The following is a 26,736-nucleotide window of genomic DNA, read 5'->3' as shown; positions in this document are numbered from 1 at the left end:
CGGCGCGCTCGGCGGCGGCGGCCTGTTCGCGAGCGGCGGCGTCCTTGCGGGCGCGCTCCTCGGCGGCGGCGCGTTCACGCTCGGCCTGCTGGGCGGTGGCCAGTTCGATCGCGCGGCGGCGGGCTTCCTGCTCCGACTGGGACAGGTTGCCGTCGGAGGACGCGGCCGGACGCGGCGCCTGCGGGGCAGGGGCCGGGGTGCTCGGACGCGCGACGTCGAAGCCCTGCGGACGCTGGTGACCCGCGCCCGGGGCGGCGCCCACGCGACGCTTGGTTTCGACCACCACGGTCTTGGTGCGGCCGTGGCTGAAGCTCTGGCGCACGGTGCCGGTCGAAACCGATCCCGCCGTCCGGGGCTTCAGGCTCAGCGGCGCGCGCGGCCCCGTCGAGGAAGGGGTCGTCTTGCCGTCGTTGGTCTTGTCGTTCTCGTCAGTCATCCGGTCGCTTTACTTTGACCCGGGGCAGTCCCGGGCCCATTCCAAACTGGGTTCGCCAAACACAAAAAGCCGTGCGGAACTCCGCCCCCCTCAGGGAGCGGAGCCCCGCCCGTCTGAAAATCCATTCGGGGCCTCAGCCGCCTCGTCGCCCCACTGCGGGGGCGTCAACGGTCGAAATCCCGCCAGTCGTTCGACCTCGAAGGTCCAGCGATCGGCCCGCCCGCCCTCTAGCAGGACGGCGTGTATCGCATTTTCCAGCCCGAGGGCCAAACTCAAATCGTCAGCGCAGAACGCCCCGCACACTTTGGGGGGCGGCGTCTGGTGTTTCGCGAGGGCCAGCAGCTTGCCGCGGCCGTCGGCGGACCCGTCCGCCGCCTCGACGATCCACGCGGCCTTTCCGGAGCGGATCGCGGCGGCCGACTTTTCGTAGCCCGAGATAAGCACGCCTTCGCGCCGGGCAAGACCCAGCTGCTCGAGACAGCGTCTGATCAGCAGGGATTCGACCAGGTCGGCCAGGTCGGCGGCCGGTTTCAGCGGGGCCTTCGCCGCGCGGCTGAACAGGTTCTTCTTCACCGCCGCCTCGATCGAGGCGCGGTCGGCGGCGACCCACAGGCCGCGGCCGGGCAGTTTCCGCGCGAGGTCGGGGGCGACCCCGCCGTCCGGAGCGGCGACGAAACGGATCAGACGAGACTCATCCATGACCTGGTGCGTCACCAGGTCCCGGCGTTCCCTATCGATCGTTGCGTCGCGCAAGCTCATGGACGGCGGGGGCTCCCATCACGCGTTTTCGGGCTGGTCGGCGTCGTCCGCCGGAGCCTCTTCAGCCGTTCCGGCCGAAGCGGGGGTCGAGAAGACGGCGTCGGCGTCGTATTCGCCGTCGGCGTATTCTTCCTCATATTCCGGCTCGGGTTCCGGCTGCGGCAGTTCCGAGGCGTCGATCCAGCCGGCGGCCACGCGGGCCTGCAGGATCAGCAGTTCGGCGTCTTCCTGGGCCAGGTTGAAGGCTTCCAGCACGCCCGGGACCTTCACGCGTTCGCCGTTGCGGACTTCATAGCCGCCGCGGATTTCGTCGGTGGCCAGGTCGGCCAGGTCCTCGACGGTCTTCACCCCGCCTTCGCCCAGGGCGACGGCCATGGCCAGGGTCACGCCCGGCACTTCCAGCACGCCGTCCTCGACGCCCAGTTCGGTGCGCTTGGCGTCCAGCTCGGCGGCCTTGCGGTCCAGGAAGTCGCGGGCGCGGGCCTGCAGCTCCTCGGCGGTCTCCTCGTCGAAGCCCTCGATCTCCGAGATTTCGTAGGCTTCCACGAAGGCCAGGTCTTCCACCGTGGCGAAGCCTTCGGTGACCAGCAGCTGGGCGATGACCTCGTCCACGTCCAGGGCTTCCTGGAACAGGGCGGTGCGCTCGGTGAATTCCTTCTGGCGGCGTTCCGAGTCCTGCGACTCGGTGATGATGTCGATCTGCCAGCCGGTCAGTTGCGAGGCCAGGCGGACGTTCTGGCCGCGGCGGCCGATGGCCAGCGACAGCTGCTCGTCCGGCACCACGACTTCAACGCGGTCGGCTTCCTCGTCCAGCACAACCTTCGACACCTCGGCCGGGGCCAGGGCGTTCACGATGAAGGTCGGCTCGTCGTTGTTCCACTGGATGATGTCGATCTTCTCGCCCTGCAGCTCGGCGACGACCGCCTGCACGCGCGAGCCGCGCATGCCGACGCAGGCGCCGACCGGGTCGATCGAGGAGTCGTTCGACAGCACGGCCATCTTGGCGCGCGAGCCGGCGTCGCGGGCGGCGGCGCGGATCTCGATCACGCCGTCGTAGACTTCCGGCACTTCCTGCGCGAACAGCTTGGCCATGAAGCCCGGGTGCGAGCGCGACAGCATGACCTGCGGGCCCTTCGCTTCCGGGCGCACATCGTAGATGTAGGTGCGGATGCGGTCGCCGATGTTGAAGGCTTCGCGCGGGATCGAGTCGTTGCGGCGCATGATGCCTTCGCCACGGCCCAGATCGACGATGGTGTTGCCGTATTCGACGCGCTTGACGGTGCCGTTGACGATCTCGCCGACGCGGTCCTTGAACTCTTCGTACTGGTTCGCGCGCTCGGCCTCGCGGACCTTCCCGGTCACGACCTGGCGGGCCATCTGGGTCTGCACGCGGCCAAACTCGAACGGCGGCAGGTGCTCGACGTATTCCTTGCCGACCTCGGCTTCCGGGTCACGCTTGGAGGCGTCGCGCAGGCGCACCATGGCGCTGTCGTTGAACTCTTCCAGCTCGTCTTCCGGCTGCCAGTCGTCGGCCACGATGGTGACGTGACGGGTCAGGGTCAGCTCGCCGGTCTTCGGATCGATCTTGGCGCGGATGTCGTGGTGCGCGCCGTAACGGGCCTTGGCGCCCTTCTGGATCGCTTCCTCGATCGCCTCGATGACGATCTCCTTGTCGATGTTCTTCTCGCGCGCGACCGCATCAGCGATGTGCAGCAGTTCGAGACGGTTCGCGGAAACGCCAACAGCCATGTTCAGTCCTCAGCCTCGGAAGGGGTGTCGTCATTGCGGGCGGCGCGTTTTTCGGCGCCGGCCTTCATCAGGTCGTCGGTCAGCACCAGCTTGGCGTCGACCAGCCACTCGAACGGGATCAGGGCGGTGTCTTCCTCCCCCTCCAGGTCGATGGCGATATTGTCCTCGTCGGTCCCGGCCAGCACGCCCTTGAAGCGCTTGCGGCCCTCGACCATCCGGTCGGTCTCCAGACGCGCCTCATAGCCCTCGAACAGGTCGAAGTCGGTGAAGCGGGTCAGCGGGCGGTCGATGCCCGGCGACGAGACCTCCAGCAGATATTCTCCGGCGATCGGGTCGGCGGCGTCGAACACCTCCGACACGGCGCGGCTCAGGCGGGCGCATTCCTCGACCGAGATGTCGTGGTCGCTGGCGCGCTCGGCCATGATCTGCAGGCGGCGGCGCTGGGTCCCGCCCATCAGGCGCACGCGCACGACCTCGAGACCCAGGCTTTCGGCGATGGGTTCGATCAGCTCAAGCAGCTGGCGGTCTTCTGCGGTCTTGGCCTTCAAGCGGTCTGGTCCCGGGCAAAACAAAAGCGGCTGGCCTTCCGAGGGCCGCCGCTTCAAACGGCGCCGTCGGACGCCGGTCTAACGATGTGGGGCGGCATATAGACCCTTCGGCGGCCCGTGGGAAGGGCTGTCAGTTCACCTGCCGCGTCGTCGCCCGGTTCACCAGCAGGGTGGCCGCCGCCCCGGCCACGCCGCCGCCGGCGACCGCGGCCGCCGCGAACATCAGGCCGCCCGTCGCGCCGATGACGCTCATCCAGCCGGTGATCGCCCCCATCAGGCCCGCCGCGTACAGGCCGGTCCGTCGCCAGTCGCGCGGATGATCCAGCGCCCCGGCGATCAGGCGTGACGCCCCGGCCGCCGCCACGAAGGGCCAGAAGGCGGTGCCGGCGATGACGAACGCCGTCCACAGCACCGTCCCGCCCATCGAGCGCAGCACTCCGGCGGGACCGGGCAGGCCCAGCAGGATCGCCGCCAGCACGACCAGGCTGACGGCCGCCCCGATGGCGGCCGCGATCAGCAGGCTGACGATCTCGATCAGGAAGCGCATACGGCCACGCTATAGCGCCGGTCCGCGGCCGTGCGAACCGTCCGCGCGAACGCCGATTGCCTTTGCCGCGCCGGAGCGTCAGAAACAGCCCTGATGAAAGTCTACTGGATTGGTCTCGACACCCCCGGGCGTCTCGGGGTGTCGCGCAAGCCCGACGGCGGCGACGCCCTGGACGGGCAGATGGAACACCTGCATCGCGGCATGGTCGACCATGTGGTCAGCCTGCTGGAGCCGGACGAGGCCGCCGAATTCGGTCTGGCCGAAGAGGGCGCGGCGGCCGAACGCCACGGCGTCGGCTTCTACAACTTCCCCATCGTCGACCACGGCCTGCCGGGCAATATCGAGCACTACGCCCGTGTCGCCCGCGCCATCGACGGTCGTCTGCGGTCGGGCCAGGCCATCGTCATCCACTGCCGCGCCGGTCTGGGCCGCGCCCCGTCTCTGGCCATCTGCGCCCTGATCGCGGGCGGGATGAACGCCGACGAGGCCATCCTGCGCGTCGGCCGCGCGCGCGGCCGCCCGGTGCCCGAGACCGACGAGCAATACGCCTTCGTCAAGGCCTTCGCCGCCCGGCTGAAGACCCCCGCCTAGGCGGTCGGCAGCAGCGCCAGCTTGCCCAGATAGTCGCGCTTGCCCAGCACCACGCCGCGCGCCCGCAGCAGGGCGTAGGCGATGCTGACGTGGAAATAGAAGTTCGGGATGGCGAAGCTGGTCAGATAGCCGGCGCCTTCGAAATCCAGCTCGACGCCCGGGAAGCGCAGCTCGACCCGGCGCGTCTCGGCCCCCTCGAACGCCGCGGCGTCGACCCCTTCGATAAAGGCGATCGACAGGTCCACGGTGGCCTTCAGCTCCGCCAGCGTCGCTTCCTTGTCATCGGTCTTCGGCCACGCCTGCCCGGTCAGGCGGGCCACGGCGCTGCGGGCCGAGAAGGCGGCCATGCGGATCTGCGCCGGGAAGGGCAGCATGTCCGGCGCCAGCCGCGCCTCCATCAGCTCCGCCTCGTCCAGCCCGGCCGCGGCGGCCTTGTCGAGCAGGTGGGACAGGCTGTTCAGCCCACGCACGAAGACGGGCGAGGCGGCGTCCTGGATGGAAAAGGTCATGGCGTCCTCCCTTTGGGTTTTCCGGCTTACTGCGCCGCTTCCCGGCGGAAGGCCATAGCCGGCGTCAGACCCGGACGAACTCGAGGAACAGCGGTTCCGTGTCGCCCAGCTTCTTCTCTTCGTAGCGGGTGACGACGTGATCCTCCGGCGCGGTCTTCCAGTCGGCGGCGCGGTCGGCCGTCCATTCCAGACCCGGCGTCCGCTCCAGACGCTCCAGCGCCCATTCGGCGTAATCCTTCCAGTCCGTCACGAACCGCAGGCGGCCGCCGGGCTTCAGCAGGCGGGCGATCTCGGCGGCGCTCTCGTCCTGGATCAGGCGGCGCTTGTTGTGGCGCGCCTTGTGCCAGGGGTCGGGGAACAGGATCATCACCCGGTCCAGCGAGGCGTCGGGCAGGGCCTTCATCACGTCGCGCGCGTCGTCGGCGTGCAGGCGAACGTTCTTCAGCGCGCCGTCCTCGATGTGGCGCAGGGCCGAGCCGACGCCGTTCAGGAAGGGTTCGCAGCCGATCATCAGGGTGTCCGGGTGACGCGCCGCCTGGGCCGCCAGATGCTCGCCGCCACCGAAGCCGATCTCCAGCCAGACTTCCTTCGCGCCGGGCATCAGGGCCTGCGGATCGATCGGTCCGGCATTGGGGTCCGGGACGGCGAGGGTCGGCAGGAGGGTGTCGAACAGCGCGGCCTGCCGCGGCTTCAGCGTGCGCGACTTGATCCGCCCGAACGAGCGCAGCGGACCCCAGGTCGGGGAGTTGGAGGTGTCGTTATCGGAGGACATGGGGCGCGCCTATAGCGCGCCGAGGGGCGAGGGGCGAGGGGCGAGGAAGGCGGGCGTCAATCCCTCGACCCCCGACCCTCGACCCTCAAACCTCGTCAGGCCATCAGGCGAGCGCCTTCAGCTGCTCCACCAGATCGGTCCGCTCCCACGAGAAGCCGCCGTCGGCGTCGGGCTCGCGGCCAAAGTGGCCGTAGGCCGTGGTGCGGGCGTAGATCGGCTTGTTCAGGCCCAGGTGCTCGCGGATGGCGCGCGGGGTGGCGCCGCCGATCAGGCCCAGGATCTTCTCTTCCAGAACCGCCTCGGCGATCTTGCCGGTGCCGTGCAGGTCGACGTGGATCGACTGCGGCTTGGCCACGCCGATGGCGTAGCTGATCTGGATGGTGCAGCGGTCGGCCAGGCCGGCGGCCACGACGTTCTTCGCCAGATAGCGGCAGGCGTAGGCGGCCGAGCGGTCCACCTTGGTAGGGTCCTTGCCCGAGAAGGCGCCGCCGCCGTGCGGGGCCGCGCCGCCGTAGGTGTCGACGATGATCTTGCGGCCGGTCAGGCCGCAGTCGCCGTCCGGTCCGCCGATCTCGAAGATGCCGGTCGGATTGATGTGCCAGACGGTTTCGTTGGTGATGAAGCCCTGCGGCAGGACGCCTTCGACCACCGGCTTGACCACGGCGGCGACCTCGGCTTGGGTCTTGCCCTTGGCGTGCTGGGTCGAGACGACGATCGAGGTGGCGCGCACCGGCCGGCCGTCCTCATAGTGCAGGGTGACCTGCGACTTGGCGTCCGGCTCCAGGATCGAACCGCCCGCGTGGCGCAGTTCGGCCAGCTTCTTCAGGATGCGGTGGCTGTAGGCCAGGGTCGCCGGCATCAGCTCCGGGGTCTCGTTCGAGGCGTAGCCGAACATGATCCCCTGGTCGCCCGCGCCCTCATCCTTCTCGCTGGTCGAGTCCACGCCGACGGCGATGTCCACCGACTGGCCGTGCAGGCGGTTGATGAACTCGAAGGTGTTCCAGTGGAACTGGTCCTGCTCGTAGCCGATGTCGCGCACGGCGGCGCGGACGGCGGCCTCGATCTCGGCCTCGATCCCCGGGGCCCAGCCGTCATTCTCCCAGATGCCCTTGCCGCGGATTTCACCGGCCAGAACGACCAGGTTGGTCGTGGTCAGGGTCTCGCACGCCACACGCGCTTCCGGGTCCTTCGACAGGAACAGGTCCACCACGGTGTCCGAGATGCGGTCGGCGACCTTGTCCGGGTGGCCCTCGGAGACGCTTTCCGAGGTGAACAGGAAGGATGTGCGGGACAAGACGGGCTCCTCAGGGGGAAAGGTCCGTCAAACATATAAAGACATGCTTATATGTTCAAGTCGCCCTCGGCGCGATGCGCCGCCAGCGGGCGTTGGCGCTCACCGGCTGCTCCCCGGCCATCCAGCGTTCGACCACGCCGCCGCCCAGGCACAGGATCATCAGCACCCCGATCCCCCAGCGCGAGGCCACGTCCATCCGGATCAGGGCCGGGGTCAGGTCCGGCGTCACGAACACCAGGGCATGGGCGATCATCGTCAGCGCGCCGAAGGCCGCGGCCGCCAGCGTCCACCAGCGGTCACGGCGCAGCGCCAGCCACACAAGGGCGGCCACGAAGGCGAGATCGACCAGCGACTCGCCCAGGCGGAAATGATGCAGGGTCAACGGCTGCAGCATGAAGCTGGCGAGGAAGGCGAAGACGAAGATCGCCACGCCCGCGCGCTCGGTGTGGCCGCCGCGCATCCAGGCGACGGCGAAGACGATCAGGCTGAGAAGCAGATAGAAAAGCTGGAACGGCGCCATGACCCCCTCCCTTCAGGCGGAGCCCGGTCCGACCTCAAGGGGTCGACGCCTGGGCCTGGCTTCGTGTGACGTTTTCGTCGATCAGGCGCACCTGGCTTTGATAGGCGACGATGCTGTCCGCGATGGCCCGCATCATAACCGCCGCCAGAACCACCATCACCACGATGATCAGGATACGGACACCCCAGTTGCGTGGCGGGGGGCGATATCCGAGCCGTGGTTCTGCACGGGGCTCTGCGCTCCCACCTGCGCCATCACCCAGCCCGCGCTCAGCACCTGCTGCAGCAGTTCCCTCGGCGACGCCCGCTCCGCGTCGGCGGCCAGGCCCCGCATCAGGTGCGCCCGCACCGGATCGTTGGCGCCCAGGCTGCTGAAGCCGTCCAGCGCCGCTTCTAGGTCCTCCCAGGTCCACTGGGGGAGGGGCCGCTTCTGCGCGTCCATCATCATCTGTCTCCCTGACTTGCGGGGCAGATGACGGCGGTCCGGCCGGGTCGCCAATGGGGTCTTTCGTAGCCTCTGGTACTTTTCGTTCCAGCAGGGCCAGGGCCGCCTTGCGCCGGTTAACGCCCAGACGGCGGCAGGCCTCATGCACGTGCTTCTTGACGGTGGCTTCCGACAGGCCCAGCCGGGCGGCGATCTCCTTGTCGGTCAGGAAGGCGGTAAGCCTCAGACATTCTTCCTGACGCGCGCTGAGCCCTGGCGACATAGACCGCTCCGATACTGCGGTCCTGACTAGGGGGTCCGCGTCAGGCCGTCCAGACCGACCGTCGTTCGGACGGTCGATCTGTCGTTACCGTGTGGCGCGGCGATCAGTTCCGGCTGGGGAAGATGCCCTGCAGCGCGATGCAGTAGGTGATCGCCAGATAGGGCTGCAGGTTGTTGAAGGGCTGACTGCCGCCGACGATGCTCATCGCGGTCGGGGACAGCTGCGCGTTCGGCGCGGTCGGGGTGTAGATGTTGACCGTCACCGGATTGCCGGTGCCCGGGTCCGAGCCGTCCGACTGGCCGAGGTACAGGGTGTTGCCGGGCGCATTGGTGGTCGCCGCCCCGGTGTTCACATTGATGGCATGGCTGTGCGCCGGCATGTTGGTGGTCAGCAGGGTCGTCGTCTCCGTGCCGGCCACCTCGCCGATGTTGTAGGATGACAGGCCGCCGCCGGCGTTACCCCAGCCGATCGCCGTGCGTCCGCTCAGGTTCGGCAGGGCGAAGGTGGTCTGGCCGTTGCCGCCGTAGGTCGTGCCCAGCAGCGAGAACAGGGCGGTGTTCTGGGCGATCGAGATGACCTGACCCCAGCACATGGCCCAACCGCGCGGCGCGAAATTGAAGCCGAAGCCGAGAATCGTCCCGGTAAAGACATCCATGGAATTTCCCCTCCGTGATGAGTTCGCAGAACGCGAATCTTTCTACGGGCGCAACCTATGGCACAGGTTGTCGGGCGCGCCATCCACTATCTTCAGTTGTGACGGGTTCTTAGCCGGGCCGTTGTCTGGGCCTCGCCGTCCGCGCGTTCGAGGCTGAAGCCGCAGGTCGAGAACAGGGCCAGGGACGCGGTGTTGGAGACGTAGATCATCGCCGTCACATCCCGCCCGTCCGCCGTCGCCCGCCGGATCACCGCCTCCAGCATCCGTCGGGCCAGACCCTGTCGCCGCCACGCCGGGACGATGATGATCTCGACCACGTGCAGGGTCCCGCCGAGGGGAGTGGTCAGCAGGCTGCCGACGGGGGCATCGCCCATCCAGGCGACCTCACGCCCCAGGTCGGGGAACCGGTGCGCCAGCGTGGCCGCGCGGGATCGAAGCTGCATCTCCAGCAGCGGACCGTCCATCAGGCCGCCCAGCCCTTCGCCCAGTTGCCCGCGCGTCAGGGCGTCGACGAAGGCGGCGTCCCCGGCCTGCTCCGCCCGCAGCGTGATCCCGTCGCCGATGTCGTTCCCATCCATAGCTTCAGATTGCAGACTTCGTGCGAACATGCACCATAGGTTCGTGCGCCGGACCAACCGGCGTCGGGGGAAACGCCATGCTGACCGAAACGCCACCCGTCATCCTTCAGGCCTGGCATTTCCGGCCGTTCGTCGGTCGCCAGTGGGAGGTCGACACCCAGCCCAAGGCCATCTCCATCCAGCTGGACCAGGTCGATGACCTGCGCGGCGGCATGCCCGGGGCGCGGGATCCCTTCGTCCTGATCTTCAGCACGCCGTGGACGGATCTGCTGGTCGAGGGCCACTACATGATGCGCCCGGGCCCCGACGCCGAGGCGGTCCAGATCCACCTGATCCCCACGCAAACCGCCCCCGGCCCGCGGCGTCAGTACCACGCGGTGTTCAACTAGGACGTCGGGAAAGGTGGTGCCGCTTGCGTGACTCGAACACGCGACCCCCTCATTACGAATGAGGTGCTCTACCGGCTGAGCTAAAGCGGCCCGGTTCGCGGAGGGGCTGGCCGACCGCGCGAGAGGGGCTCTTTATACGCGGGCCGCCGGATTGCCAAGCGCCAGAAGCACGGCGGCGTCGGTTGGTTCTCCGGCGGTGCGGATTTCGGCGAATCCGGCCGCCGCCAGCGGCGCCGCCGCGGCCGCCGAAATGGCCACCGCCAGCCGTCCGGCGCCCCCGGTCCGTCCCAGCGCCCTCGCCACCGCCTGCGACGCCCGCGGCGAGTGGGCCAGCACCGCGTCGAAGGACTCCGGCGGCTTCGCCCTTGTCTCCGTCGCCTCATAGACCGGCAGGATCACGGTCTCGACCGCCCGGTTCAGCAGGGCGTCCAGGTCGCCCGCCGGTTCGCGGGCGCCGGGGACCAGCACCCGGCCCGTGGCCTCTCCGGCGATCAGCCAGGCGAGATCCGACAGGGCGCCGGAGGCCGAAGCGACAGTCGTGAAGCCGGCCTGCTTCGCCCGCTCGGCGGTGGCGTCGCCCACGGCGAAGACGGGCAGGGACCGGTCCGCGCTCAGGTCGGCGAAGACCGCCACCCCGTTCGGGCTGGTGAAGGCGAGAGCGCTGAACCCGGCCAGATCGGGCGCGGGCTGGATGATCGGTCGGACGGCCAGCACCGGGGCGATCAGCGGCTCGAAGCCGCGCGCCGCCAGCCGCGTCGCCGTGCGCGAGGCGCCCGGCTCGGTCCGGGTCACCCAGATGCGGCGGACGCCCGTCAGAGGTCGATCCTCTGGTCGCCGGCGGCGGCGTGCACCTCGCCGCCCAACCGCAGGCCCAGCCCCCGCGCGGCCTCCTCAGCCTCTGCCGAGGTCACATCGACCAGTTCGCCGGCGCGACGCCAGCGGGCCGAGCCGTCCGGGGCCAGCATCTCGACGGTCAAACGCAAATGACCTTCACCGATTTCGGCATGGGCGCCGATGGCGGTGCGGCACGAGCCTTCTAGCGCGGTCATCGCCCCGCGCTCGGCGGCCACGGCCAGGGCGGTCAGCGGATGGTTCAGGGCTGCGACCCAGGCGGCGCTCTCGCCCTCGCGGGTCTGCAGCGCCAGCGCCCCCTGACCCGGCGCCGGCAGGAAGGCGTCCAGCGACAGCCGCTCGCGGATCACCGCGTCAAAGCCCAGCCGGTTCAGACCCGAGGTCGCCAGCAGGATGGCGTCGAAATCCCCGTCCGCCAGCCGCTTCAGCCGCGTGTCCACATTGCCGCGCAGCATCTCGATCTTCAGGTCGGGCCGCAGGGCCAGCGCCTGCGCCTGTCGCCGCAGAGAGGCGGTGCCCAGCACGGCCCCCATGGGCAGGTCGTCGAACGATGCGAAATTCGTGCTGATGAAGGCGTCGCGCGGGTCTTCACGCTCGGGAACGGCGGCGATGCACAGGCCGGGCGGCTGTTCGGCGGGCACGTCCTTCATCGAGTGGACCGCCACATCGACGCGGCCGTCCAGCAGCGCCTCCTCGATCTCCTTGGTGAACAGGGCCTTGCCCCCGATCTCCAGCAGGCGGCGATCCTGCACCCGGTCGCCGGTGGTGACGATCTCGACCAGCGGCACGGCCTCGGCCAGATCGGCGTCGGCCACGCCCATGGCCCGGCCGATGGCCCGCTGCATCATGCCCGACTGGGTGAGGGCCAGCTTCGAACGACGGGTGCCGATGCGGATGGGAAAGGTCATGAGGCGTTGCGCGGGTCCGGCCGGGTCGCTACCTCGGCCCGGATGAATGAAGTCGCCGCCGACTATAGCAGCGAACCGGGCCGGACAACCGCCTCGGGTGACGCGGTGCTGACCGTGCTGGGTCTCGAGACCAGCTGCGACGAGACCGCCGCCTCGGTGGTGCGCCTGACGCCGGACGGCGCGGCGACCGTCCTGTCGTCCGTGGTGCACAGCCAGATCGACGATCACGCGGCCTTCGGCGGCGTGGTGCCCGAGATCGCGGCCCGCAGCCATGTGGAGATGATCGACGGCGTCACCCGCCGCGCCATGGCCGAGGCCGGGCTGGACTACGGCCAGCTGGACGGCGTCGCCGCCACCGCCGGGCCGGGCCTGGTCGGCGGCGTCATGGTGGGGCTCAGCTACGGCAAGGCGGTCGCCCTGGCCCGCGACCTGCCGCTGGTGGCGGTGAACCATCTGGAGGGGCACGCGGTCTCGGCCCGTCTGGGGCAGCCGGTGGCCTATCCCTTCCTGCTGCTGCTGGTCTCGGGCGGCCATTGCCAGCTGCTGGAGGTGCGCGGGGTCGGGGACATGACCCGGCTGGGCACTACCATCGACGACGCCGCCGGCGAGGCCTTCGACAAGATCGCCAAGGCCCTGGGCCTCGGCTATCCCGGCGGTCCGGCGCTGGAGAAACTGGCCGCCTCCGGCGACGGCGCCCGCTTTGACCTGCCCCGCGCCCTGCTGGGCCGCAAGGATTGCGACTTCTCCTTCTCGGGGCTGAAGACCGCCGCCTCGCGCCTCGCCGCCACCTGCGAGACCGAACAGGACAAGGCCGACCTGGCCGACGCCGTCCAGACCGCCATCGCCCGCCAGCTCGGCGAACGCTCGGACCGGGCGCTGAAGGAGTATGCTGAGCATAACGCCAACCGCCTGTTCGTGGTGGCGGGGGGAGTCGCGGCGAACAAGACCGTCCGTGCGACGTTGGAAGCGGTGGCGACGAAGAACGGATTCGCCTTCCTCGCCCCGCCGATGGCCTATTGCACGGACAATGCGGCCATGATCGCTCTTGCGGGCGCCGAGCGTCTGCGGAAGGGTCTGGTGTCGGATATCGATACGGCGGCCCGCCCACGCTGGCCGCTGGATGAACAGAAGGCGCTCGCCGACCCGGCCCACAAGCCGGGCCGCAAGGGTGCGAAGGCTTAAGGGACGGGTATGGAATTCAAACGGGCAGGGGTGATCGGCGCCGGCGCATGGGGCACGGCCCTGGCGCAGGTGGCCAGCTGCGCGGGACTGGACGTCCTGCTGCAGGCGCGCGAGGCCGATGTGGTCGACAGCATCCGCGCGCGCCGGGTCAACGAGGCCTTCCTGCCCGGCGTCACCCTCAGCGAGCGCATCTCGGTCACGTCCGAACTGGCCGATCTGGCCGACTGCGACGTCATCCTGGCCGTGCCGCCGGCCCAGCATATGCGCTCCACCCTGACCGCCTTCGCCGCCCATCACCGGGCGGACGTGCCGGTGGTGCTCTGTTCCAAGGGGATCGAGCGCGGCTCGCTCAAGCTGATGACCGACGTCCTGGCCGAAACCCTGCCGGCGGCCCCGATCGCCGTCCTGTCGGGCCCCAGCTTCGCCGGCGAAGTCGCCCGCGGCCTGCCCAGCGCCGTCACCCTGGCCTGCGCCGACGAAGGTCTGGGCGAGGCTCTGATGGCGGCTCTCTCGGCCCCGGCCTTCCGGCCCTATCTCGCCACCGACCTGATCGGCGCCGAGGTCGGCGGGGCGATCAAGAATGTGCTCGCCATCGCCTGCGGCATGAGCGAGGGCAAGGGGCTCGGCCGCAGCGCCCACGCGGCCATCATCACCCGCGGCTTCGCCGAAATGACCCGTCTCGGCGTGGCGCTGGGCGGGCAGGCCGAGACCGTCGCTGGTCTCTGCGGTCTGGGCGATCTGGTCCTCACCTGCTCCAGCCCGCAGTCGCGCAATATGAGCCTGGGCCTCGCCCTGGGACAGGGCCAGACCGTCGAGCAGGCGCTGGCCGGAAAGCGGTCGGTGGCCGAGGGCTATGAGTCCGCGCCCGCGGTTCGCGAACTGGCGACGAAGATGGGCGTCGACATGCCGATCTCGCTGGCGGTGGCCGATCTGCTGAGCGGCCAGACCACGGTGGATCAGGTGATCGACAACCTGCTGTCGCGTCCGCTCCGCGCCGAACGGGACTGACCGTGTCCGAAGTTCAGGCTGAGCGGAAACGGGTATGGAAGACCCCGCCCAACGTCGCGCTCTGCGCCGAGGGCGACATCGCCGATCCGGGCTCGCGCGCCTTCGTGCTGCAGATCGGCGAGGCCTTCTTCCATGGCTTCGTGGTGCGCAAGGACGGGCAGGTGGCGGGTTATGTCGATCGCTGCCCGCATCAGGGCTTCCCGCTCGCGGTCGAGCTGGACCGCTATCTGACGCCGGACGGGTCGCTGATCCTGTGCGGCTGGCACGGGGCGGTGTTCGAGCCCCTGACCGGCGAATGCACCGGCGGCCCGTGCGCGGGCGGTCGCCTGACCCCCTGGCCGGTGGCCGCGGTCAACGGGATTATACGGACGGCCTAGGCCTTCAGCAGATAAAGCCCGAAGCCGATGAACGGGCGGCCGAACTCCAGCACCATCTTCACCCGGTCGGCCACGGCCTGCACCGCCGCCGCTTCCGGCGCGTCGGGATTTGCCGCCAGCCAGTCGCGCGCCGCGCCGTCCGCGGCCGCCGCATAGGCGTCGAACACCGTCTGCGGCGACACCTCGGACCAGATCACCTCGAACCCGGCGGCCTCGGCGGCGGCCTTCCAGCCTGTATCGTCCGTGTACTGATTGGTTGCCTCGGCGACCTGTCGCAACGGGGGCGGGGGCTCGGCGATCCACACCAGATCGCCCCAGAGCAGATGGCCGCCCGGCGCCAGCCGGGTCTTCAGGAAGGCGAATCCGACTTCGGGCGTCGGCCGCCCCTCGCCGTTGATGTTGGTCGTCCCCAGGGCGGTGATCAGGTCCAGCGCCGGCAGGTCCGCCAGCGCCTCCGCCGCGGCCCCGACGACCAGATCGACGTCGGCCCCGGCCGCCGCGATCCTTTCGCGCGCCAGACCGGCCATGACCGGGTCATACTCGATCGCCGTCACCTTCAGGCCGAACGCCATCGCCAGCCGGATCGCCACCGTCGCGTTGCCGGTTCCGACATCCGCGGCCCGCCCGCCGGGCTTCGGCGCCGCCCGCGCCAAGACGTCTTCGACCGCCTGAAGGGTCACCCCGTTGCAGACCTCCAGCGCCTCATAGGCGATGCGATTATAGCTGGTGCTCATGGCGAAGGTTGTGGCGCGCGACGCGGAAGGGGGCAAGACGCGGGTGCGGATGCTCCACCCCCCCACACCCCACACCTCTTCTTCCCACACCCTTCCCACCCTCGTCGGGGTCAGTCCCGAACCGTACTTTACAAAACAAAGTCCTTCATGCACTGTGTCCCTGTCGTTTTCAGGAACACCTCATGACCGCCGCCGTCCTGCCCGTCTCAGCCGCCTCTCCCGGTCCGACCCTCGCGGTCGCGGCCGGGCGCGTCCTGCTTCTCGCCGGGACTGTGTTCGGCCTGGCCAATCTGTTCCAGTACGGGGTGCAGGGCGGCCTGCTGCCGCTCCATCCGGCGGTCCTGTCGCTCAGCTGGCCGATCGCCGTGACGATCTTTCTCACCACCCTGTTCCGCCTGCGCCGCTCGGGCGGGGAGGCGGGGCGTCGCGCCGCCGGCTGGTCGCGGCTCGGCATCGCCGCCACCATCGGCGCGGCCCTGACCCTTCTGGCGGTCTCGTTCGCCCGGGGCGACTTCACCACCATGTACTGGATGACCCCCGTCGGCATCAGCCTGTACGCCGTCGCCTGGACCGTCGCGGCGGTTCGCGCCCGGCGCGGCTGGATGATGGGGCCGGCGCTCGGCGCCCTGTGCGCCGCCGGGCTCGCGGCGACCGTCCTGGACAGCCCGATCCGCAGCCTCGTCTACGCCTGCGCCCTGTTCGCCTTCGTCCTCATTCCCGGCGCCTGGCTGGCGTCCGGCCGCAAGGCCTGAAACAAGAGACCGTCATGACCCACGACTCAGACAACGCCCCGATCACCGGCCAGGCCGACATCGCCTGGCTGCGCCAGCTGGCCGAGGAGAACGGGACCGCCCCCATGCGCGGCGCCTCCATCCTGCTGGCCGCGGGCCTCATCTACGGCCTGACCAGCCTGCTGCACTGGTCGCACATGGTCGGCGTGATCCCGGCCCCCTTCACCGGGGCAGGCATGGAGTGGCTGATCGCCACCGGCCTGTTCCTGATCGTCAACTTCGTCCTGATCCTGCGCCTGCGTCGCGCTTCCGGCGTGCGCACCGCGGGCCAGCGCGCCATCGCCACCGTCTGGGCCGGGGTCGGCATCGGCATCTTCACCCTCTTCGCCTCGATGCTGGCCGTGACCATCCGCTTGGGCGCCGACCAGAACGGCCTGATCTTCTGGCTGATCCCGTCGATCATCCTGGTCTTTTACGGCATGGGCTGGTCGGTGACGGCGGCCATGCTCAAGTCCGGCCGACTCTGGATCCTCGGCGTCGCCTCCTTCATCGCCGCCCCGCTCCTCGGCGTCCTGGCCGGAACCGCGGCACAGTATCTCGGCTACGCGGCCGCCCTCTTCCTGCTGATGGCCCTGCCGGGCTTCCTGCTGATGCGCCGCGCGAAACAGGCCTGAGCCATGGCGGAAGAGTTCGACATCAGTCGCATCGACGACGTCATCCACGGCCGGGTGCGGCTGGGCATCATGGCCGTCCTGTCAGGGGTGGAGACCGCCGACTTCAACACCCTGAAGGCCCGGCTGCAGACGACCGACGGCAATCTGTCCGTCCATCTGCGCAAGCTTGAGGACGCCAGCTTCGTCGCCGTCACCAAGCGGTTCGAGGGGCGGAAGCCCCTGACCGAGGCGGCGATGACCCCCGAGGGCCGTAAGGCCTTCATCGCCTATCTGGACGCCATGCAGGGGCTCGTCGGCAAGGGCTGAACGGGCTAGAGCGATGCCATGACGGATCGCATCCATCGCTTCGACGCGCTCGACAACTTCCGGGACTACGGCGACTACGACACTGCCGCCGGCCGCCGGATCGCCCGGGGCCGTCTGTTCCGCTCGGCCCATCAGGCGCGGGTGTCGGACGCCGATCTCGAACGCCTCGGCGCGCTCGGCATCGGCACGATCGTCGACCTCCGCCGTCCCGGCGAGCGTCGCGACCAGCCGTCGAAACGCCCGCTCGGCTGGGCCGGTCAGGTGCTGGACAGCGACCTCGGCCCCGACGGTGAGGCGCCCCACATCCGCTTCCTGCGCACTGCTGACCTGACCGTGGACGCGGGGCGCACCTTCATGACCGGCATCTATCGCGCCCTGCCGTTCGAGCCCGCCCACCTCGACCTGTTCGCCCGCTACTTCCGCGCCCTCGGCGAAGGGGAGGGGGCCGTCCTGATCCACTGCACGGCGGGCAAGGACCGCACCGGCACCCTGGCCGCCCTGACCCATCACCTGCTCGGCGTGCACCGCGACGACCTGATCGCCGACTACCTGCTGACCAATACGGCCGTGGACCTGGAAGGCATGGCTCCCAAGGTCGCCCGCCAGTTGGAAAAGGTCACCGGCCGCCCCGCCGCCCACGACGCCGTCGTCGCCTTCCTCGGGGTCGAGCCGGTCTATCTCGAGACCGCCATCGCCGAAATCGAGGCCCGCTACGGGTCCATCGACGCCTATCTCGAACAGGCGCTGGGCGTGGACGCGCGCTTACGCGACCGCATCGGCGAGCGGCTGTCGGCGTGACCTTCCGTGCGGTCGAGCGCCGCCCCCTGCCGTGGCGCGAGCCTCTCGCCGCCGCCGCCGGCCTGCGCGAACGCGACGGGGCGCTCGCCCTGATCTCGGACGGCGGCCCGCTGGGCCGCTGGTCCTTCGTCGCCGGCGACCCGGACCGGGTGATCGTCGAGCCGATGGAAGCCGGGCTGGACCGGCTGCGCGACCCCGACTTCGCCGACGGCGTGGTCGGCCTGCTCGCCTATGACGCCGGCGCCCGTCCCGCCACCGGTCCGCGCCCGTCGGTCTGGCCCGACCTGATGCTGGCCCGCTACCCGGCCATGCTGGCCTTCGACCACGAGAGCCGACAGGTCTTCGCCGTCGGTCGTGGCGACGACCCGCGGGCCGCGACCGCCGCCGCCGATCTGGCCGAAGACTGGCTCGCCGCCGCCGTCGAGCCGGTCACGCCCTCGCCGCCCGCCGACAGCCTCGACCCCGAGGCCCCGCCCGCCGCCTACGAGGCCGCCGTCACCGACGTCGTCGCCCGCATCGCCTCGGGTGAACTCTTCCAGGCCAACATCGCCCGGGCCTGGACCGGGCGGCTGCATCCGGGGGCCGATCCGTTCGACGTCCTGCTTCGCCTCGCCGGACGCTCTTCCGCCTACGGCGCCTACTGGCGTCTCGGCGACCGGGCCCTTGTCTCCAACTCGCCCGAGCTCTTCCTCACCCTCGACGGCGACCGGATCGAGACCCGGCCGATCAAGGGCACCCGTCCGCGCGATCCGGACCCCGCCCGCGACGCCGGCCTCGCCGCCGAACTGCGGGCCAGCGCCAAGGACCGGGCCGAGAACCTGATGATCGTCGACCTGATGCGGAATGACCTGGCCCGCGCCGCCGTCCCCGGCTCGGTGGAGGTCGAGCGCCTGTTCGAGGTCGAGCCCCTGCCGACCGTGCACCATCTGGTCTCGACGGTCGTCGCCCGCGCCGCGCCCGGCGTCGGTCCCGCCGACCTGCTGGAGGCGACCTTCCCGCCCGGCTCGATCACCGGCGCGCCCAAGCATCAGGCCATGAAGGTCATCGCCGCCCATGAGCCTTCGCGCGGCCCCTGGTGCGGCAGCCTGTTCCACATCGCCGACGGACGGCTGACGGCCTCGGTCCTGATCCGGACCGCCGCCTTTGATCGGGACGGGGAGGGTTGGCGCTTCCGCACCCTGGCCGGGGCGGGCATTGTCGCCGACAGCGACCCCGCCGCCGAACTGGCCGAGACCGAAGCCAAGATCCGCGCCCTCCGCGAGGCCCTGACCGGGCCCTAGCAGGTCGCGCAGGTCGTCTTGTCGGTGGTCCGGGGGCGCAGATAGTAGGTGTGCGAGAAGCGGGTCAGGCGCGGCAGCAGATAGTCCGCCGGCGAGTCATAGTCATAGGTCGCCTCGGACATGATCACGCTCTGGCCGTCGGCCAGCAGGTCGGCCGGCATGGTGACGACGTCGCCCTTGCCGAGGGCGGTCATGCCGTCGCCCCGGCTCCAGTCGACCTTGGTCTGGTTGCCGGTGCGGGTGACGCTGCTCACCCGCTGCTTCAGGGTCGCGGTGCTGAACGGCTTCATGATCAGGCCGCCGATGTCGAAGATGTCGTCCAGGGTGTCGGGGGTCACCGCCTCCTCCTGCGCGACCAGATCCGCGACCATGGCCGAGACGTGACCCATCCGCTTCTGGGCCATGTAGCCCTGACAGAACTCGGACAGCCCCATGTAGAAGGCGATCACCACCGGAGCCAGCAGGGCGAACTCGACGGCCGAGATGCCCCGGTCATCGCTCGCCAGCCGACGCAGGACAGACAGACGCATCATGCCGGCTCGTTCCTGAAAGCGGTGGTCGCGGTCAGACGCACGGTGCCGTCCTTCAGCCGGGACAGGCCCTGCGACATGAAGGTCGTCAGCAGCGGTTGCTTGTACCAGGCGCGTACCAGCACCAGATCGCCGGGCAGGCCGTTCGAATAGGTCAGGGCGCCGTCATTGAAGGTCTCGCCGGCCATCGGATCGGGCGGCGTGGTGTTGAACTGCGGGATCACCCGCACATCGATGCTCAGGCGGGTCGGGCAGTCGGCGGAGAAGACGCTCATCCGGGCGCAGACCGCGGACTTGAACTGGGCGGCGTCCATGCCGCGGGCGCTGGCCTGACCGGTGCGGACCAGACGGCCCGTCTCGATGGTGGCGTTCTCCAGAACCGAGTCGGTCACGAAGACGAGGCCCAGCTCGAGGATGGCGAACATCATCAGGCAGAAGGGCAGGGCGACCATGGCGAACTCGACCGCGCTGGAGCCCTCGCGGGCCCGCATCCGGTCACGCCGCGCGCGCCGGGTTCGGGTCATCTGCCTGAGGCGGGCGGCCGTCACCGGGCCTTACGGGTTGGTTTCGGCGGCGCCGGAGCTCCGGACCGAGGGCGAGCAGGAGCTGGCGCAGGCCATCTCCGTCGCCTGGGCGCCGCGCCACACGCGGACACGGCCGCCGCCGTCGCCGGCGGTGACGACGACCTGGCTCTGGAAGACGGTGCGGCCGACGGGGTCCACGGCCACGACCTCGGTCACGCCGTAGCCCTTGCCGGTGATGTAAAGGGTGTTGGCGTCCACGACGGTGACGTCCGCGATGGCCGGGTTGCCGACGATGACCGAGCCGGCCGGACCGCGCAGCTGGACGCGGCGGGCCTGATCGATCTCGACATTCAGGCTGGCGGACTGCGCCGCGACGATCGCCGGGGCGGCCAGAACGGCGGCGGCGGCCAGGGCGGCGGCGAGACGGATCGGATGGGACATGGCGACGACTTCCAATGAACGGGCGCGCGCGTGAGCGTGGTCCGGACACTGCCGCCGCAATCCTCAAGAAAGTCTGAAATCGCCGGTTCAGCGGCGTTCGAAGCGCTGTCGTGACGGGGCTGTACCGGCTTCACCGCAGTTTTTTAGAGTAAACCGGCCAGTAACCAAGACCGCAGACCGGGTTTTAACCCATCCGGGCGATAACCATCCTGCGTTTTGGGGGTCAAGCGGGCTGCCGGCTCCCCCCGCGTCAGTTAGCTCGCAACACCTCTTGTCCTGAAGGATCAAAGACCATGACCAAGTTCGTTTCGAAGTTCATGTCCGACGAGTCGGGCGCCACCGCCATCGAGTACGGCCTGATCGCCGCCCTCATCGCCGTCGTGATCATCTCGGCCGTCACGGCCCTGGGTTCGACCATCAAGGCGAAGTTCAACGAAGTCGTGACCGGCATGGGCGGCACCCCGGGCGAATAAGCCGGGTCACCCACGGTCTTGAAACCGGTGAGGGCCGGGGCGGAAACGTCCCGGCCCTCATCTCGTTTCGGGACGGCGCCGTTACTTCGGTGATCTGTAAACCTCGCGGTAAACACATTCGTACGCGCGGGTTTAACCTGAACGAGGCACGGTGGTGATGTTCAGGGGGGCAAGACGGGCGACCGGCTTCCCCGACTGTCTCCTCAGTCGACCCATCCGGGAAGGGAAACCAGATGACCAAGTTCGTTTCGAAATTCATGTCCGATGAATCGGGCGCCACCGCCATCGAGTACGGCCTGATCGCCGCCCTGATCGCCGTCGTGATCATCTCGGCCGTCACGGCCCTGGGCGCGACCATCAAGGCGAAGTTCAACGAAGTCGTGACCGGCATGGGCGGCACCCCGGGCGAGTAAGCGGGGCCAACCACGGTCGTGAAACCGGCGAAGGGCCGGGGCGGAAACGCCCCGGCCCTTTTGCTGTCCGGGGCAACGGGGTCTTAACCGCACCTGTGTCAGAAGATCCTTCATGGACACCCTGACCCTGCTCCTCCTCGCCATCATGCCCATGCTGGTCATCGTCGGCGGGCTCAATGACCTGACCACCATGCGGATCCCCAACTGGATCTCGCTGGCCCTGATCGCCGGCTTCCTCCCGGCGGCGGTGTCGGTCGGCCTGTCGCCGGTCGAGATCGGTGTACACATGGCCGTCGCCTTCGGCGCCCTGCTGGTCGGGATGGGGATGTTCGCCCTGCGCTGGATCGGTGGTGGGGACGCCAAGCTGATGGCAGCGGCCTGCCTGTGGCTGGGGCTGCAGGGCTCGGGCATGTTCCTGGTCTACACCGGTCTGATGGGCGGCCTGTTCTGCCTGTTCCTGATCATGGCCCGCGCCCAGCTGCGTCCCTATCTGATGGGCGGCCCGGGCTGGGTGGTTCACCTGATGGAGCCGCGGGGCGACATTCCGTACGGCGTGGCCATCGCCGCCGGCGCGCTCCTGGCCTATCCGGCCTCGCCCCTGCTGGCGCTTTTCATCGTTGGCTGATCGCGGCGCGGGCGACTTAGGTCCGCGTTAACCCGCACCCGGCATGGTCGTTAACGGTAGGGGGCCGAAGGACCGATTCACGTGTCCGGGATCGCCCGCCGGAGACCGTCGATGAAGCCTGCCCGTATCATCGTGATCTGCATCGCCGCCGTGGCCGCCATCGGCCTGGCGCTGGTCGTGCGTGCGATGGGCTCGCCCTCGGGCCAGCCCGCCGCCGTCGCCGCCGCGGAGCCGGCCGAGACGCGCCCGATGGCCAAGGTTCTGGTGGCCGCCAAGGATCTCCAGCCTGGCCAACGCCTGACCGAAGCCGACATGGAGTGGAAGGACTGGCCCGTTGACGAGGTCAATCCGGTCTTCATCACCGACGGCTCCGTGCCGGTGCCGGGCGCCGCCGCCCCCGCCGAAGCCGCGCCGGCTGACGAACGGCCCGAAGGCGCCGTCGCCTCGGTCACCCGCGCCGCGACCGACCTCGCCACCGGCGGGGCCAAGGCCGACTATGTCGGTTCGGTCGTCCGCGAACCCATTCTGGCCGGCGAGCCCATCGTCATGCGCAAGATCGTCCGCGCGGGCGACAGCGGCTACATGGCCGCCTATCTGGAGCCGGGCATGCGCGCCATGGCCATCCGCGTGACGGTCGAGACCGCCGCCGGCGGCTTCATCCTTCCGGGCGACCGCGTGGACGTGGTCCTGACCCGCGAAACCAATCTGTCGAACGCCGGCGCCACCGAGGGCGAGCGGTCGAAATTCACCTCGGCCACCGTGATGCAGAACATCAAGGTCCTGGCCATCGACCAGTCGACCCGCGCCGGCGACGACGAACAGGCCGTGATCGGCGCGACCGCGACCCTCGAGGTCGGTCCGCGTGATGCCGAGACCCTGGCCCTCGCCAAGTCCGAGGGCGAACTCAGCCTCGTCCTGCGCTCCTACGCCGACACCGGCGGTCCGTCCGGCGCCGTCGCGCCCGCCCGTCGCATGCAGTCGTCCGCCGTTCGCGTCTATCGCGGCGGCGCCCCGGAAGTGGTGGTGGTCCAATGAAACGCCCGATGAAGCGTCTCCTCGCCGTCGCCCTGGCCGGACTGACGGTGGTCGCGATCAACCCGGTGGTTCCCGCCGCCGCCCAGAGCCGGGCCGCCGTCTCCATGGGCGCCCAGTCCCAGCTGATCAGCCTGCCGCGGGGTTCGTCCATGGCGGTCGACCTGCCCGCCGACGCCCGTGATGTGATCGTGCCCAATCCGCAGGTGGCCGAGGCCATGCTGCACTCGCCGCGCCGCATCACCATCATCGGCCTGCAGCCGGGCGAAACCGACGCCGTGGTTCTGGACAGCGCCGGCCGCACCATCCTGTCGCTCCGCGTCCGCGTCGACGCCGGCGTCTCGGCCCTGCAGGACACGCTGAACCGGGTGATGCCGAACGCCAACGTCCACGCCGAGGCGGTCAACGACAGCATCATCCTGACCGGCACCGTCTACAGCCCCGGCGAGGCGGATCGCGCCAGCCAGGTGGCCCGCGCCTTCGTCGCGAGCCCCGAGAAGGTCATCAACATGATGACCATCGCCGGCTCGGATCAGGTCATGGTCCGCGCCCGCGTGGTCGAGGTCCAGCGCACCGCGATCAAGCAACTGGGCTTTGACGCCACCGCCGTTCTGGCCAGCGTCGGCAACGGGCTGTCGTTCAGCCAGGGCGCGACCTTCGCGGTCAACGGCAACCAGCTGGGCGGCGGCATCATCCGCTACCAGGACGGCGCCGGCGACGGCTCCAGCCTGAACACCGCCCTGCGCGCCTTCGAGCGCGCCGGTCTGGTCCGCATCCTGGCCGAGCCCAACATCACCACCGCCAACGGCGAGGCCGCCGAATTCCTCGCCGGCGGCGAATTCCCGGTTCCGGTCGGCCAGGAGACCTCGGACAGCTCGACCAAGGTGACGGTCGAGTTCAAGCCCTACGGCGTGCGTCTGGCCGTCCGCCCCATCGTGCTCTCGCCGGGCCGCATCTCGCTGCAGCTGTCGACCGAAGTGTCCGAACTGACCCAGGTGGGCGCCTTCACCCTCGGCGGCGGCGCGGACCGCACCCTGGTCATCCCGGGCCTGAACGTCCGCCGCGCCTCGAACACGGTCGAACTGCCGTCGGGCGGGTCGCTGATGATCGCGGGCCTGCTGCGCGAGGACACCCGCCAGAACATCGACTCCCTGCCCGCGCTGGGCGAACTGCCGGTGCTCGGCGCCCTGTTCCGCTCGCGCGACTACATCTCCGGCGAGACCGAACTGGTCATCATCGTCGAGGCCTACATCGTCTCGCCGACCGCCGCGGGCACGATGCAGACCCCCGCCGACGGCCTGCAGATCGCCAACGACGCCCAGACCCTGCTGTTCGGCCAGCTGGACCAGCATTACGGCCCCCGCGACGGCTCGGTGACGACCGCCGGGACGGGCTGGACCGGTCCGGTCGGCTATGTGATCGAATGAGGACTTCCGTGACGCGCTCCCTGCTCCTCACCCTGTCCGCCGCGGCCCTGCTGGCCGGTTGCGCCTCGTCGGGCGCTTCCGCCCCGCCGCCGCTGACGCCGCTCTCGCGCTATGCGCTGCGGGTCGAGCCCGGCCTCGACCGCATCGCCCTGGCGGTTCACGAGGACGGCCTGTCCTCGACCCAGATCGCCGCCCTGCGCGACCTCGCGGTCCGCTACGCCGGAACCGGCACGGGCCGCATCCAGATCCAGGGGCCGTCGGGAGACGACCCGGCCTCGGCCCGTCAGACCTGGGCGGTCCGCTCGGCGCTGGAGTCCGCCGGCGTGCCCGGACAGAACATCGAGGTTGCGGCCTACGACGCCCCCGATCCCCGGGCGCCCGTGCTGGCCGGCTTCGAGACCGTCCGCGCGGTGATCCCCAACTGCGCCGCCGAGCGCCGGGACATGGGGCCGCGCTACTCCAACGAATCCTCGCTGGGCCTCGGCTGCGCGATCAACGCCAACATCGCCGCCCAGATTGCCGACCCGCGCGACATCATCGGCGCCCGGGCGATGACCCCGGCCGACTCCGGCCGCGCCGCCGTCGTCTTCGACAACTACCGCAAGGGTCAGCCCACCGCCGCTCCGCAGGAAACCCTGATCCAGGGCGGCATCTCCCAGGCCGTGGACTAGGTCCAGATGAGCAACGCCTTCGCCCCCAACGCTTTCGATGACTTCGAGGACGACGAGTTCGACCTCGACATGGGCTATGTCGCCCAGGGGGTTCCCGCCGCCCAGGCCGTCGAGGCGCCCGCCGCCTTCCCGGGCGAAGCTCCGATGATGGACGCCGAGGCCGCCCGCCGCCCGCCGCTGCAGTTTACCCCGCCCGCCGTGCAGGCCGCGCCGGTTCCGGCCGCTCAGCCCCCGCGCCCGGCCCTGCCGGAGCCGATGGCCCAAGGCGGCGAGTTCAATCCCGTCGGCGATCTGGTCGCCGGCGCCCAGGCCGCCTTCTCGCCGCCCGTCGCCGGTGGTCACGCCGCCGAGGTTTCGGTCCCGCGCATCGCCATCCACGTCTTCGCCGAGCGGCAGGACACCCTCGCCGCCGCCGAGCGCGCCGGGCAGGACCGCCGCCTGTCGCGCGCCACCACCCAGATCCGGGTCGGCGGTGTCCCCGCGGCCGTCGAGACCTATCACCACGAGCCGACTCCGCCGCTGATCGTGGTCGAGTGCCTGAAAGATCCGCAGACCCTGCTGTGGGAAGTCGATCAGCTGGCCGAGGTCTGCGACGCCGGCACCAAGGTGGTCGTCATCGGCGCCACCAACGACATCCTGCTGTTCCGCGAGCTGATGCGTCGCGGCGTGAGCGAATATCTGGTCGCGCCGATCCAGCCGCTGCAGCTGATCTCGGCCATCGGCGGCCTGTTCGCCGACCCGGCCCAGCCCTTCGTCGGCCGCTCGATCGCCTTCGTCGGCGCGCGCGGCGGTTCGGGCGCCAGCTCGGTTGCGCACAACACCGCCTACGCCATGTCCGAGCGGATCGGCGCCAATACGGTCATCGTCGATTATGACCTGCCGTTCGGCACCGCCGGTCTGGACTTCAACCAGGACCCGCTGAACGGCGTCGCCGACGCCCTGTCCCAGCCGGATCGTCTCGATCCGGTCCTGCTGGACCGCATGATGGTCCGCTGCACCGACAAGCTCAGCCTGTTCGCCGCCCCGGCCACCCTCGACACCGACTGGGAGATCAGCCCGGACGCGTTCGAGGAGGTGACCACCCAGATCCGCGCCACCGCCCCCTTCGTGGTGCTGGACCTGCCGCACGTCTGGTCGTCGTGGATGCGCCGCACCCTGATCAGCGCCGACGAGGTGGTCGTGGTCGCCACGCCGGACCTGGCCTCGCTGCGCAACGCCAAGAACATGATCGACCTGATCAAGCAGGGCCGTCCCAACGATGCGCCCCCGCGTCTGGTGCTCAACCAGGTCGGCGTCCCGGGCCGCCCGGAGATTCCGGCCAAGGAGTTCGGCAACGCCCTGGGCGTCCATCCCAGCCTCATCATCCCGTTCGACGCCAAGACCTTCGGCGCCGCGGCCAACAATGGCCAGATGATCCTGGACGCCGGCGGCAAGTCGAAGGCCGCGGAGGCCTTCCAGACCCTGGCCCAGATCGTTTCGCGCCGGGAAATCCCCCTGCTGGCCGGCCCCAAGGCCGCCGGCGGCAAGACCTCGATGTTCTCGGGCCTGTTCAGGAAGAAGTCGTAAGGCGTGTTCGGCAAGCGCACAGCCCAGCCCGGAAGTCCCGCACCGGCGCCGCGTCCGGCGCCGGCGGCGCCCCAGCCTGCGCCCGTCGCCGCCGAGCCGACCTTCCAGCCCCAGCAGGGCGTCCAGACCCA

The 26,736-nt window shown here is 70.0% G+C and carries 36 protein-coding genes, 1 tRNA gene and 1 pseudogene; 17 read left to right on the top strand and 21 right to left on the bottom strand.

Annotated features, from left to right (window positions below):
- The 5 genes from VGE03_RS02765 to VGE03_RS02745 all read right to left on the bottom strand — a co-directional run.
- Window positions 1–436, bottom strand: a 436-nt coding sequence (locus VGE03_RS02765; RefSeq protein WP_331044943.1) for a translation initiation factor IF-2 associated domain-containing protein, incomplete at its 3' end; no start/stop codon positions are given.
- A 90-nt stretch (window positions 437–526) separates the two neighbouring features.
- Window positions 527–1,195 carry an RNA-binding protein gene (locus VGE03_RS02760; protein ID WP_331044942.1) on the bottom strand — a complete coding sequence of 223 codons (669 nt, stop codon included), beginning with the start codon at window positions 1,193–1,195 and terminating at the stop codon, window positions 527–529.
- A gap of 18 nt (window positions 1,196–1,213) precedes the next feature.
- Window positions 1,214–2,944, bottom strand: a complete 1,731-nt coding sequence (gene nusA / locus VGE03_RS02755) for a transcription termination factor NusA (protein ID WP_331044941.1) — start codon at window positions 2,942–2,944, stop codon at window positions 1,214–1,216.
- A gap of 2 nt (window positions 2,945–2,946) precedes the next feature.
- Entirely contained in the window at window positions 2,947–3,492 is a 546-nt protein-coding gene (gene rimP, locus VGE03_RS02750; RefSeq protein WP_331044940.1) for a ribosome maturation factor RimP, read from the bottom strand.
- Between the two features lie 130 nt (window positions 3,493–3,622).
- Window positions 3,623–4,039, bottom strand: coding sequence for a hypothetical protein (locus VGE03_RS02745; RefSeq protein WP_331044939.1), 417 nt, complete (start codon window positions 4,037–4,039; stop codon window positions 3,623–3,625).
- Between the two features lie 93 nt (window positions 4,040–4,132).
- Here VGE03_RS02745 and VGE03_RS02740 point away from each other — a divergent pair, with 93 nt between their 5' ends.
- Window positions 4,133–4,630 (top strand): hypothetical protein, encoded by a 498-nt coding sequence (locus VGE03_RS02740; protein ID WP_331044938.1) that lies wholly within the window; start codon window positions 4,133–4,135, stop codon window positions 4,628–4,630.
- Here VGE03_RS02740 and VGE03_RS02735 read toward each other — a convergent pair.
- From VGE03_RS02735 to VGE03_RS02700, 9 genes and pseudogenes are all read right to left on the bottom strand, one after another.
- Entirely contained in the window at window positions 4,627–5,139 is a 513-nt protein-coding gene (locus tag VGE03_RS02735) for a DUF1993 domain-containing protein (protein ID WP_331044937.1), read from the bottom strand. The two genes, VGE03_RS02740 and VGE03_RS02735, sit on opposite strands and share 4 nt — an antisense overlap.
- A 64-nt stretch (window positions 5,140–5,203) precedes the next feature.
- Entirely contained in the window at window positions 5,204–5,911 is a 708-nt protein-coding gene (trmB, locus tag VGE03_RS02730) for a tRNA (guanosine(46)-N7)-methyltransferase TrmB (RefSeq protein WP_331044936.1), read from the bottom strand.
- 103 nt (window positions 5,912–6,014) lie between these two features.
- Complete coding sequence (metK, locus tag VGE03_RS02725) at window positions 6,015–7,205, bottom strand: methionine adenosyltransferase (RefSeq protein WP_331044935.1); 1,191 nt, start codon at window positions 7,203–7,205, stop codon at window positions 6,015–6,017.
- Window positions 7,206–7,260: 55 nt separating this feature from the next.
- Window positions 7,261–7,725, bottom strand: a complete 465-nt coding sequence (locus VGE03_RS02720) for a hypothetical protein (protein ID WP_331044934.1) — start codon at window positions 7,723–7,725, stop codon at window positions 7,261–7,263.
- Window positions 7,726–7,759: 34 nt separating this feature from the next.
- Window positions 7,760–7,885 carry a hypothetical protein gene (locus VGE03_RS02715; RefSeq protein ID WP_331044933.1) on the bottom strand — a complete coding sequence of 42 codons (126 nt, stop codon included), beginning with the start codon at window positions 7,883–7,885 and terminating at the stop codon, window positions 7,760–7,762.
- Between the two features lie 8 nt (window positions 7,886–7,893).
- Window positions 7,894–8,169 (bottom strand): hypothetical protein, encoded by a 276-nt coding sequence (locus VGE03_RS02710; RefSeq protein WP_331044932.1) that lies wholly within the window; start codon window positions 8,167–8,169, stop codon window positions 7,894–7,896.
- A gap of 112 nt (window positions 8,170–8,281) precedes the next feature.
- A pseudogene (locus tag VGE03_RS16535) lies at window positions 8,282–8,431 on the bottom strand (helix-turn-helix domain-containing protein); the annotation flags it as partial.
- A gap of 103 nt (window positions 8,432–8,534) precedes the next feature.
- Window positions 8,535–9,086, bottom strand: a complete 552-nt coding sequence (locus tag VGE03_RS02705) for a phage tail protein (RefSeq protein WP_331044931.1) — start codon at window positions 9,084–9,086, stop codon at window positions 8,535–8,537.
- A 92-nt stretch (window positions 9,087–9,178) separates the two neighbouring features.
- Entirely contained in the window at window positions 9,179–9,664 is a 486-nt protein-coding gene (locus VGE03_RS02700; protein ID WP_331044930.1) for a GNAT family N-acetyltransferase, read from the bottom strand.
- A 77-nt stretch (window positions 9,665–9,741) separates the two neighbouring features.
- On the opposite strand from VGE03_RS02700, the gene VGE03_RS02695 reads away from it, so the two are divergent.
- Complete coding sequence (locus VGE03_RS02695) at window positions 9,742–10,053, top strand: DUF6916 family protein (protein ID WP_331044929.1); 312 nt, start codon at window positions 9,742–9,744, stop codon at window positions 10,051–10,053.
- Window positions 10,054–10,067: 14 nt separating this feature from the next.
- On the opposite strand, the gene VGE03_RS02690 is transcribed toward VGE03_RS02695, so the two are convergent.
- The 3 genes from VGE03_RS02690 to hemC all read right to left on the bottom strand — a co-directional run bounded on the left by VGE03_RS02690 (window position 10,068) and on the right by hemC (window position 11,813).
- A tRNA-Thr gene (locus VGE03_RS02690) sits at window positions 10,068–10,143 on the bottom strand.
- 42 nt (window positions 10,144–10,185) lie between these two features.
- Window positions 10,186–10,845, bottom strand: coding sequence for a uroporphyrinogen-III synthase (locus VGE03_RS02685; protein ID WP_331044928.1), 660 nt, complete (start codon window positions 10,843–10,845; stop codon window positions 10,186–10,188).
- A 20-nt stretch (window positions 10,846–10,865) separates the two neighbouring features.
- Entirely contained in the window at window positions 10,866–11,813 is a 948-nt protein-coding gene (gene hemC / locus VGE03_RS02680; RefSeq protein WP_331044927.1) for a hydroxymethylbilane synthase, read from the bottom strand.
- Between the two features lie 42 nt (window positions 11,814–11,855).
- On the opposite strand from hemC, the gene tsaD reads away from it, so the two are divergent.
- From tsaD to VGE03_RS02665, 3 genes are read left to right on the top strand one after another with little or no spacing between them, the layout of a single operon-like run.
- Window positions 11,856–12,995 (top strand): tRNA (adenosine(37)-N6)-threonylcarbamoyltransferase complex transferase subunit TsaD, encoded by a 1,140-nt coding sequence (gene tsaD, locus VGE03_RS02675; RefSeq protein ID WP_331044926.1) that lies wholly within the window; start codon window positions 11,856–11,858, stop codon window positions 12,993–12,995.
- A 9-nt stretch (window positions 12,996–13,004) separates the two neighbouring features.
- The gene (locus VGE03_RS02670; RefSeq protein ID WP_331044925.1) at window positions 13,005–14,003 is read left to right on the top strand and encodes an NAD(P)H-dependent glycerol-3-phosphate dehydrogenase; all 999 of its coding nucleotides are present in this window, start codon (window positions 13,005–13,007) and stop codon (window positions 14,001–14,003) included.
- Window positions 14,004–14,005: 2 nt separating this feature from the next.
- Window positions 14,006–14,380: a Rieske (2Fe-2S) protein gene (locus tag VGE03_RS02665; RefSeq protein ID WP_331044924.1), complete on the top strand. Its 375-nt coding sequence runs from the start codon at window positions 14,006–14,008 to the stop codon at window positions 14,378–14,380.
- Here the strand turns inward: VGE03_RS02665 and VGE03_RS02660 are convergent.
- Window positions 14,377–15,114 carry a class I SAM-dependent methyltransferase gene (locus VGE03_RS02660; protein ID WP_331044923.1) on the bottom strand — a complete coding sequence of 246 codons (738 nt, stop codon included), beginning with the start codon at window positions 15,112–15,114 and terminating at the stop codon, window positions 14,377–14,379. The genes VGE03_RS02665 and VGE03_RS02660 overlap by 4 nt on opposite strands.
- 182 nt (window positions 15,115–15,296) lie before the next feature.
- Between VGE03_RS02660 and VGE03_RS02655 the strand changes: the two genes are divergently transcribed.
- The 5 genes from VGE03_RS02655 to VGE03_RS02635 are packed head-to-tail and all read left to right on the top strand — an operon-like array spanning window position 15,297 to window position 18,903.
- Window positions 15,297–15,866, top strand: coding sequence for a hypothetical protein (locus VGE03_RS02655; RefSeq protein ID WP_331044922.1), 570 nt, complete (start codon window positions 15,297–15,299; stop codon window positions 15,864–15,866).
- Window positions 15,867–15,880: 14 nt separating this feature from the next.
- Entirely contained in the window at window positions 15,881–16,519 is a 639-nt protein-coding gene (locus VGE03_RS02650; protein ID WP_331044921.1) for a hypothetical protein, read from the top strand.
- Between the two features lie 3 nt (window positions 16,520–16,522).
- Window positions 16,523–16,825 carry a transcriptional regulator gene (locus VGE03_RS02645; RefSeq protein ID WP_331044920.1) on the top strand — a complete coding sequence of 101 codons (303 nt, stop codon included), beginning with the start codon at window positions 16,523–16,525 and terminating at the stop codon, window positions 16,823–16,825.
- An 18-nt stretch (window positions 16,826–16,843) separates the two neighbouring features.
- Complete coding sequence (locus VGE03_RS02640; RefSeq protein WP_331044919.1) at window positions 16,844–17,623, top strand: tyrosine-protein phosphatase; 780 nt, start codon at window positions 16,844–16,846, stop codon at window positions 17,621–17,623.
- Complete coding sequence (locus tag VGE03_RS02635; RefSeq protein WP_331044918.1) at window positions 17,620–18,903, top strand: anthranilate synthase component I family protein; 1,284 nt, start codon at window positions 17,620–17,622, stop codon at window positions 18,901–18,903. The genes VGE03_RS02640 and VGE03_RS02635 overlap by 4 nt, the downstream gene beginning before the upstream one ends.
- Here VGE03_RS02635 and VGE03_RS02630 read toward each other — a convergent pair.
- Genes VGE03_RS02630 through VGE03_RS02620 form a run of 3 tightly spaced genes read right to left on the bottom strand, consistent with a single transcriptional unit; the run spans window position 18,900 to window position 20,398 of the window.
- Window positions 18,900–19,436 carry a TadE/TadG family type IV pilus assembly protein gene (locus tag VGE03_RS02630; RefSeq protein ID WP_331044917.1) on the bottom strand — a complete coding sequence of 179 codons (537 nt, stop codon included), beginning with the start codon at window positions 19,434–19,436 and terminating at the stop codon, window positions 18,900–18,902. The genes VGE03_RS02635 and VGE03_RS02630 overlap by 4 nt on opposite strands.
- On the bottom strand, window positions 19,433–19,957 hold the full coding sequence (locus VGE03_RS02625) for a TadE/TadG family type IV pilus assembly protein (protein WP_331044916.1): 525 nt from the start codon (window positions 19,955–19,957) through the stop codon (window positions 19,433–19,435). The genes VGE03_RS02630 and VGE03_RS02625 overlap by 4 nt, the downstream gene beginning before the upstream one ends.
- A 30-nt stretch (window positions 19,958–19,987) precedes the next feature.
- Window positions 19,988–20,398, bottom strand: coding sequence for a pilus assembly protein N-terminal domain-containing protein (locus tag VGE03_RS02620; RefSeq protein WP_331044915.1), 411 nt, complete (start codon window positions 20,396–20,398; stop codon window positions 19,988–19,990).
- 293 nt (window positions 20,399–20,691) lie between these two features.
- On the opposite strand from VGE03_RS02620, the gene VGE03_RS02615 reads away from it, so the two are divergent.
- From VGE03_RS02615 to VGE03_RS02585, 7 genes are all read left to right on the top strand, one after another.
- Window positions 20,692–20,871, top strand: coding sequence for a Flp family type IVb pilin (locus VGE03_RS02615; protein ID WP_331044914.1), 180 nt, complete (start codon window positions 20,692–20,694; stop codon window positions 20,869–20,871).
- 233 nt (window positions 20,872–21,104) lie between these two features.
- The gene (locus VGE03_RS02610; protein WP_331044913.1) at window positions 21,105–21,284 is read left to right on the top strand and encodes a Flp family type IVb pilin; all 180 of its coding nucleotides are present in this window, start codon (window positions 21,105–21,107) and stop codon (window positions 21,282–21,284) included.
- Between the two features lie 112 nt (window positions 21,285–21,396).
- Window positions 21,397–21,909: a prepilin peptidase gene (locus VGE03_RS02605; RefSeq protein ID WP_331044912.1), complete on the top strand. Its 513-nt coding sequence runs from the start codon at window positions 21,397–21,399 to the stop codon at window positions 21,907–21,909.
- A 111-nt stretch (window positions 21,910–22,020) separates the two neighbouring features.
- Window positions 22,021–22,944, top strand: a complete 924-nt coding sequence (gene cpaB / locus VGE03_RS02600; protein ID WP_331044911.1) for a Flp pilus assembly protein CpaB — start codon at window positions 22,021–22,023, stop codon at window positions 22,942–22,944.
- Window positions 22,945–22,952: 8 nt separating this feature from the next.
- On the top strand, window positions 22,953–24,368 hold the full coding sequence (locus tag VGE03_RS02595) for a type II and III secretion system protein family protein (protein WP_331044910.1): 1,416 nt from the start codon (window positions 22,953–22,955) through the stop codon (window positions 24,366–24,368).
- 8 nt (window positions 24,369–24,376) lie between these two features.
- Entirely contained in the window at window positions 24,377–25,039 is a 663-nt protein-coding gene (locus tag VGE03_RS02590) for a CpaD family pilus assembly protein (protein WP_331044909.1), read from the top strand.
- Between the two features lie 6 nt (window positions 25,040–25,045).
- Entirely contained in the window at window positions 25,046–26,605 is a 1,560-nt protein-coding gene (locus VGE03_RS02585) for a CpaE family protein (protein ID WP_331044908.1), read from the top strand.
- Window positions 26,606–26,736: the final 131 nt, after the last annotated feature.

It is taken from the genome of Brevundimonas sp., from assembly GCF_036400995.1.
In the GTDB taxonomy this organism is placed as follows: Bacteria; Pseudomonadota; Alphaproteobacteria; order Caulobacterales; family Caulobacteraceae; genus Brevundimonas.
This window is presented reverse-complemented; position numbering and strand designations above follow the sequence as displayed.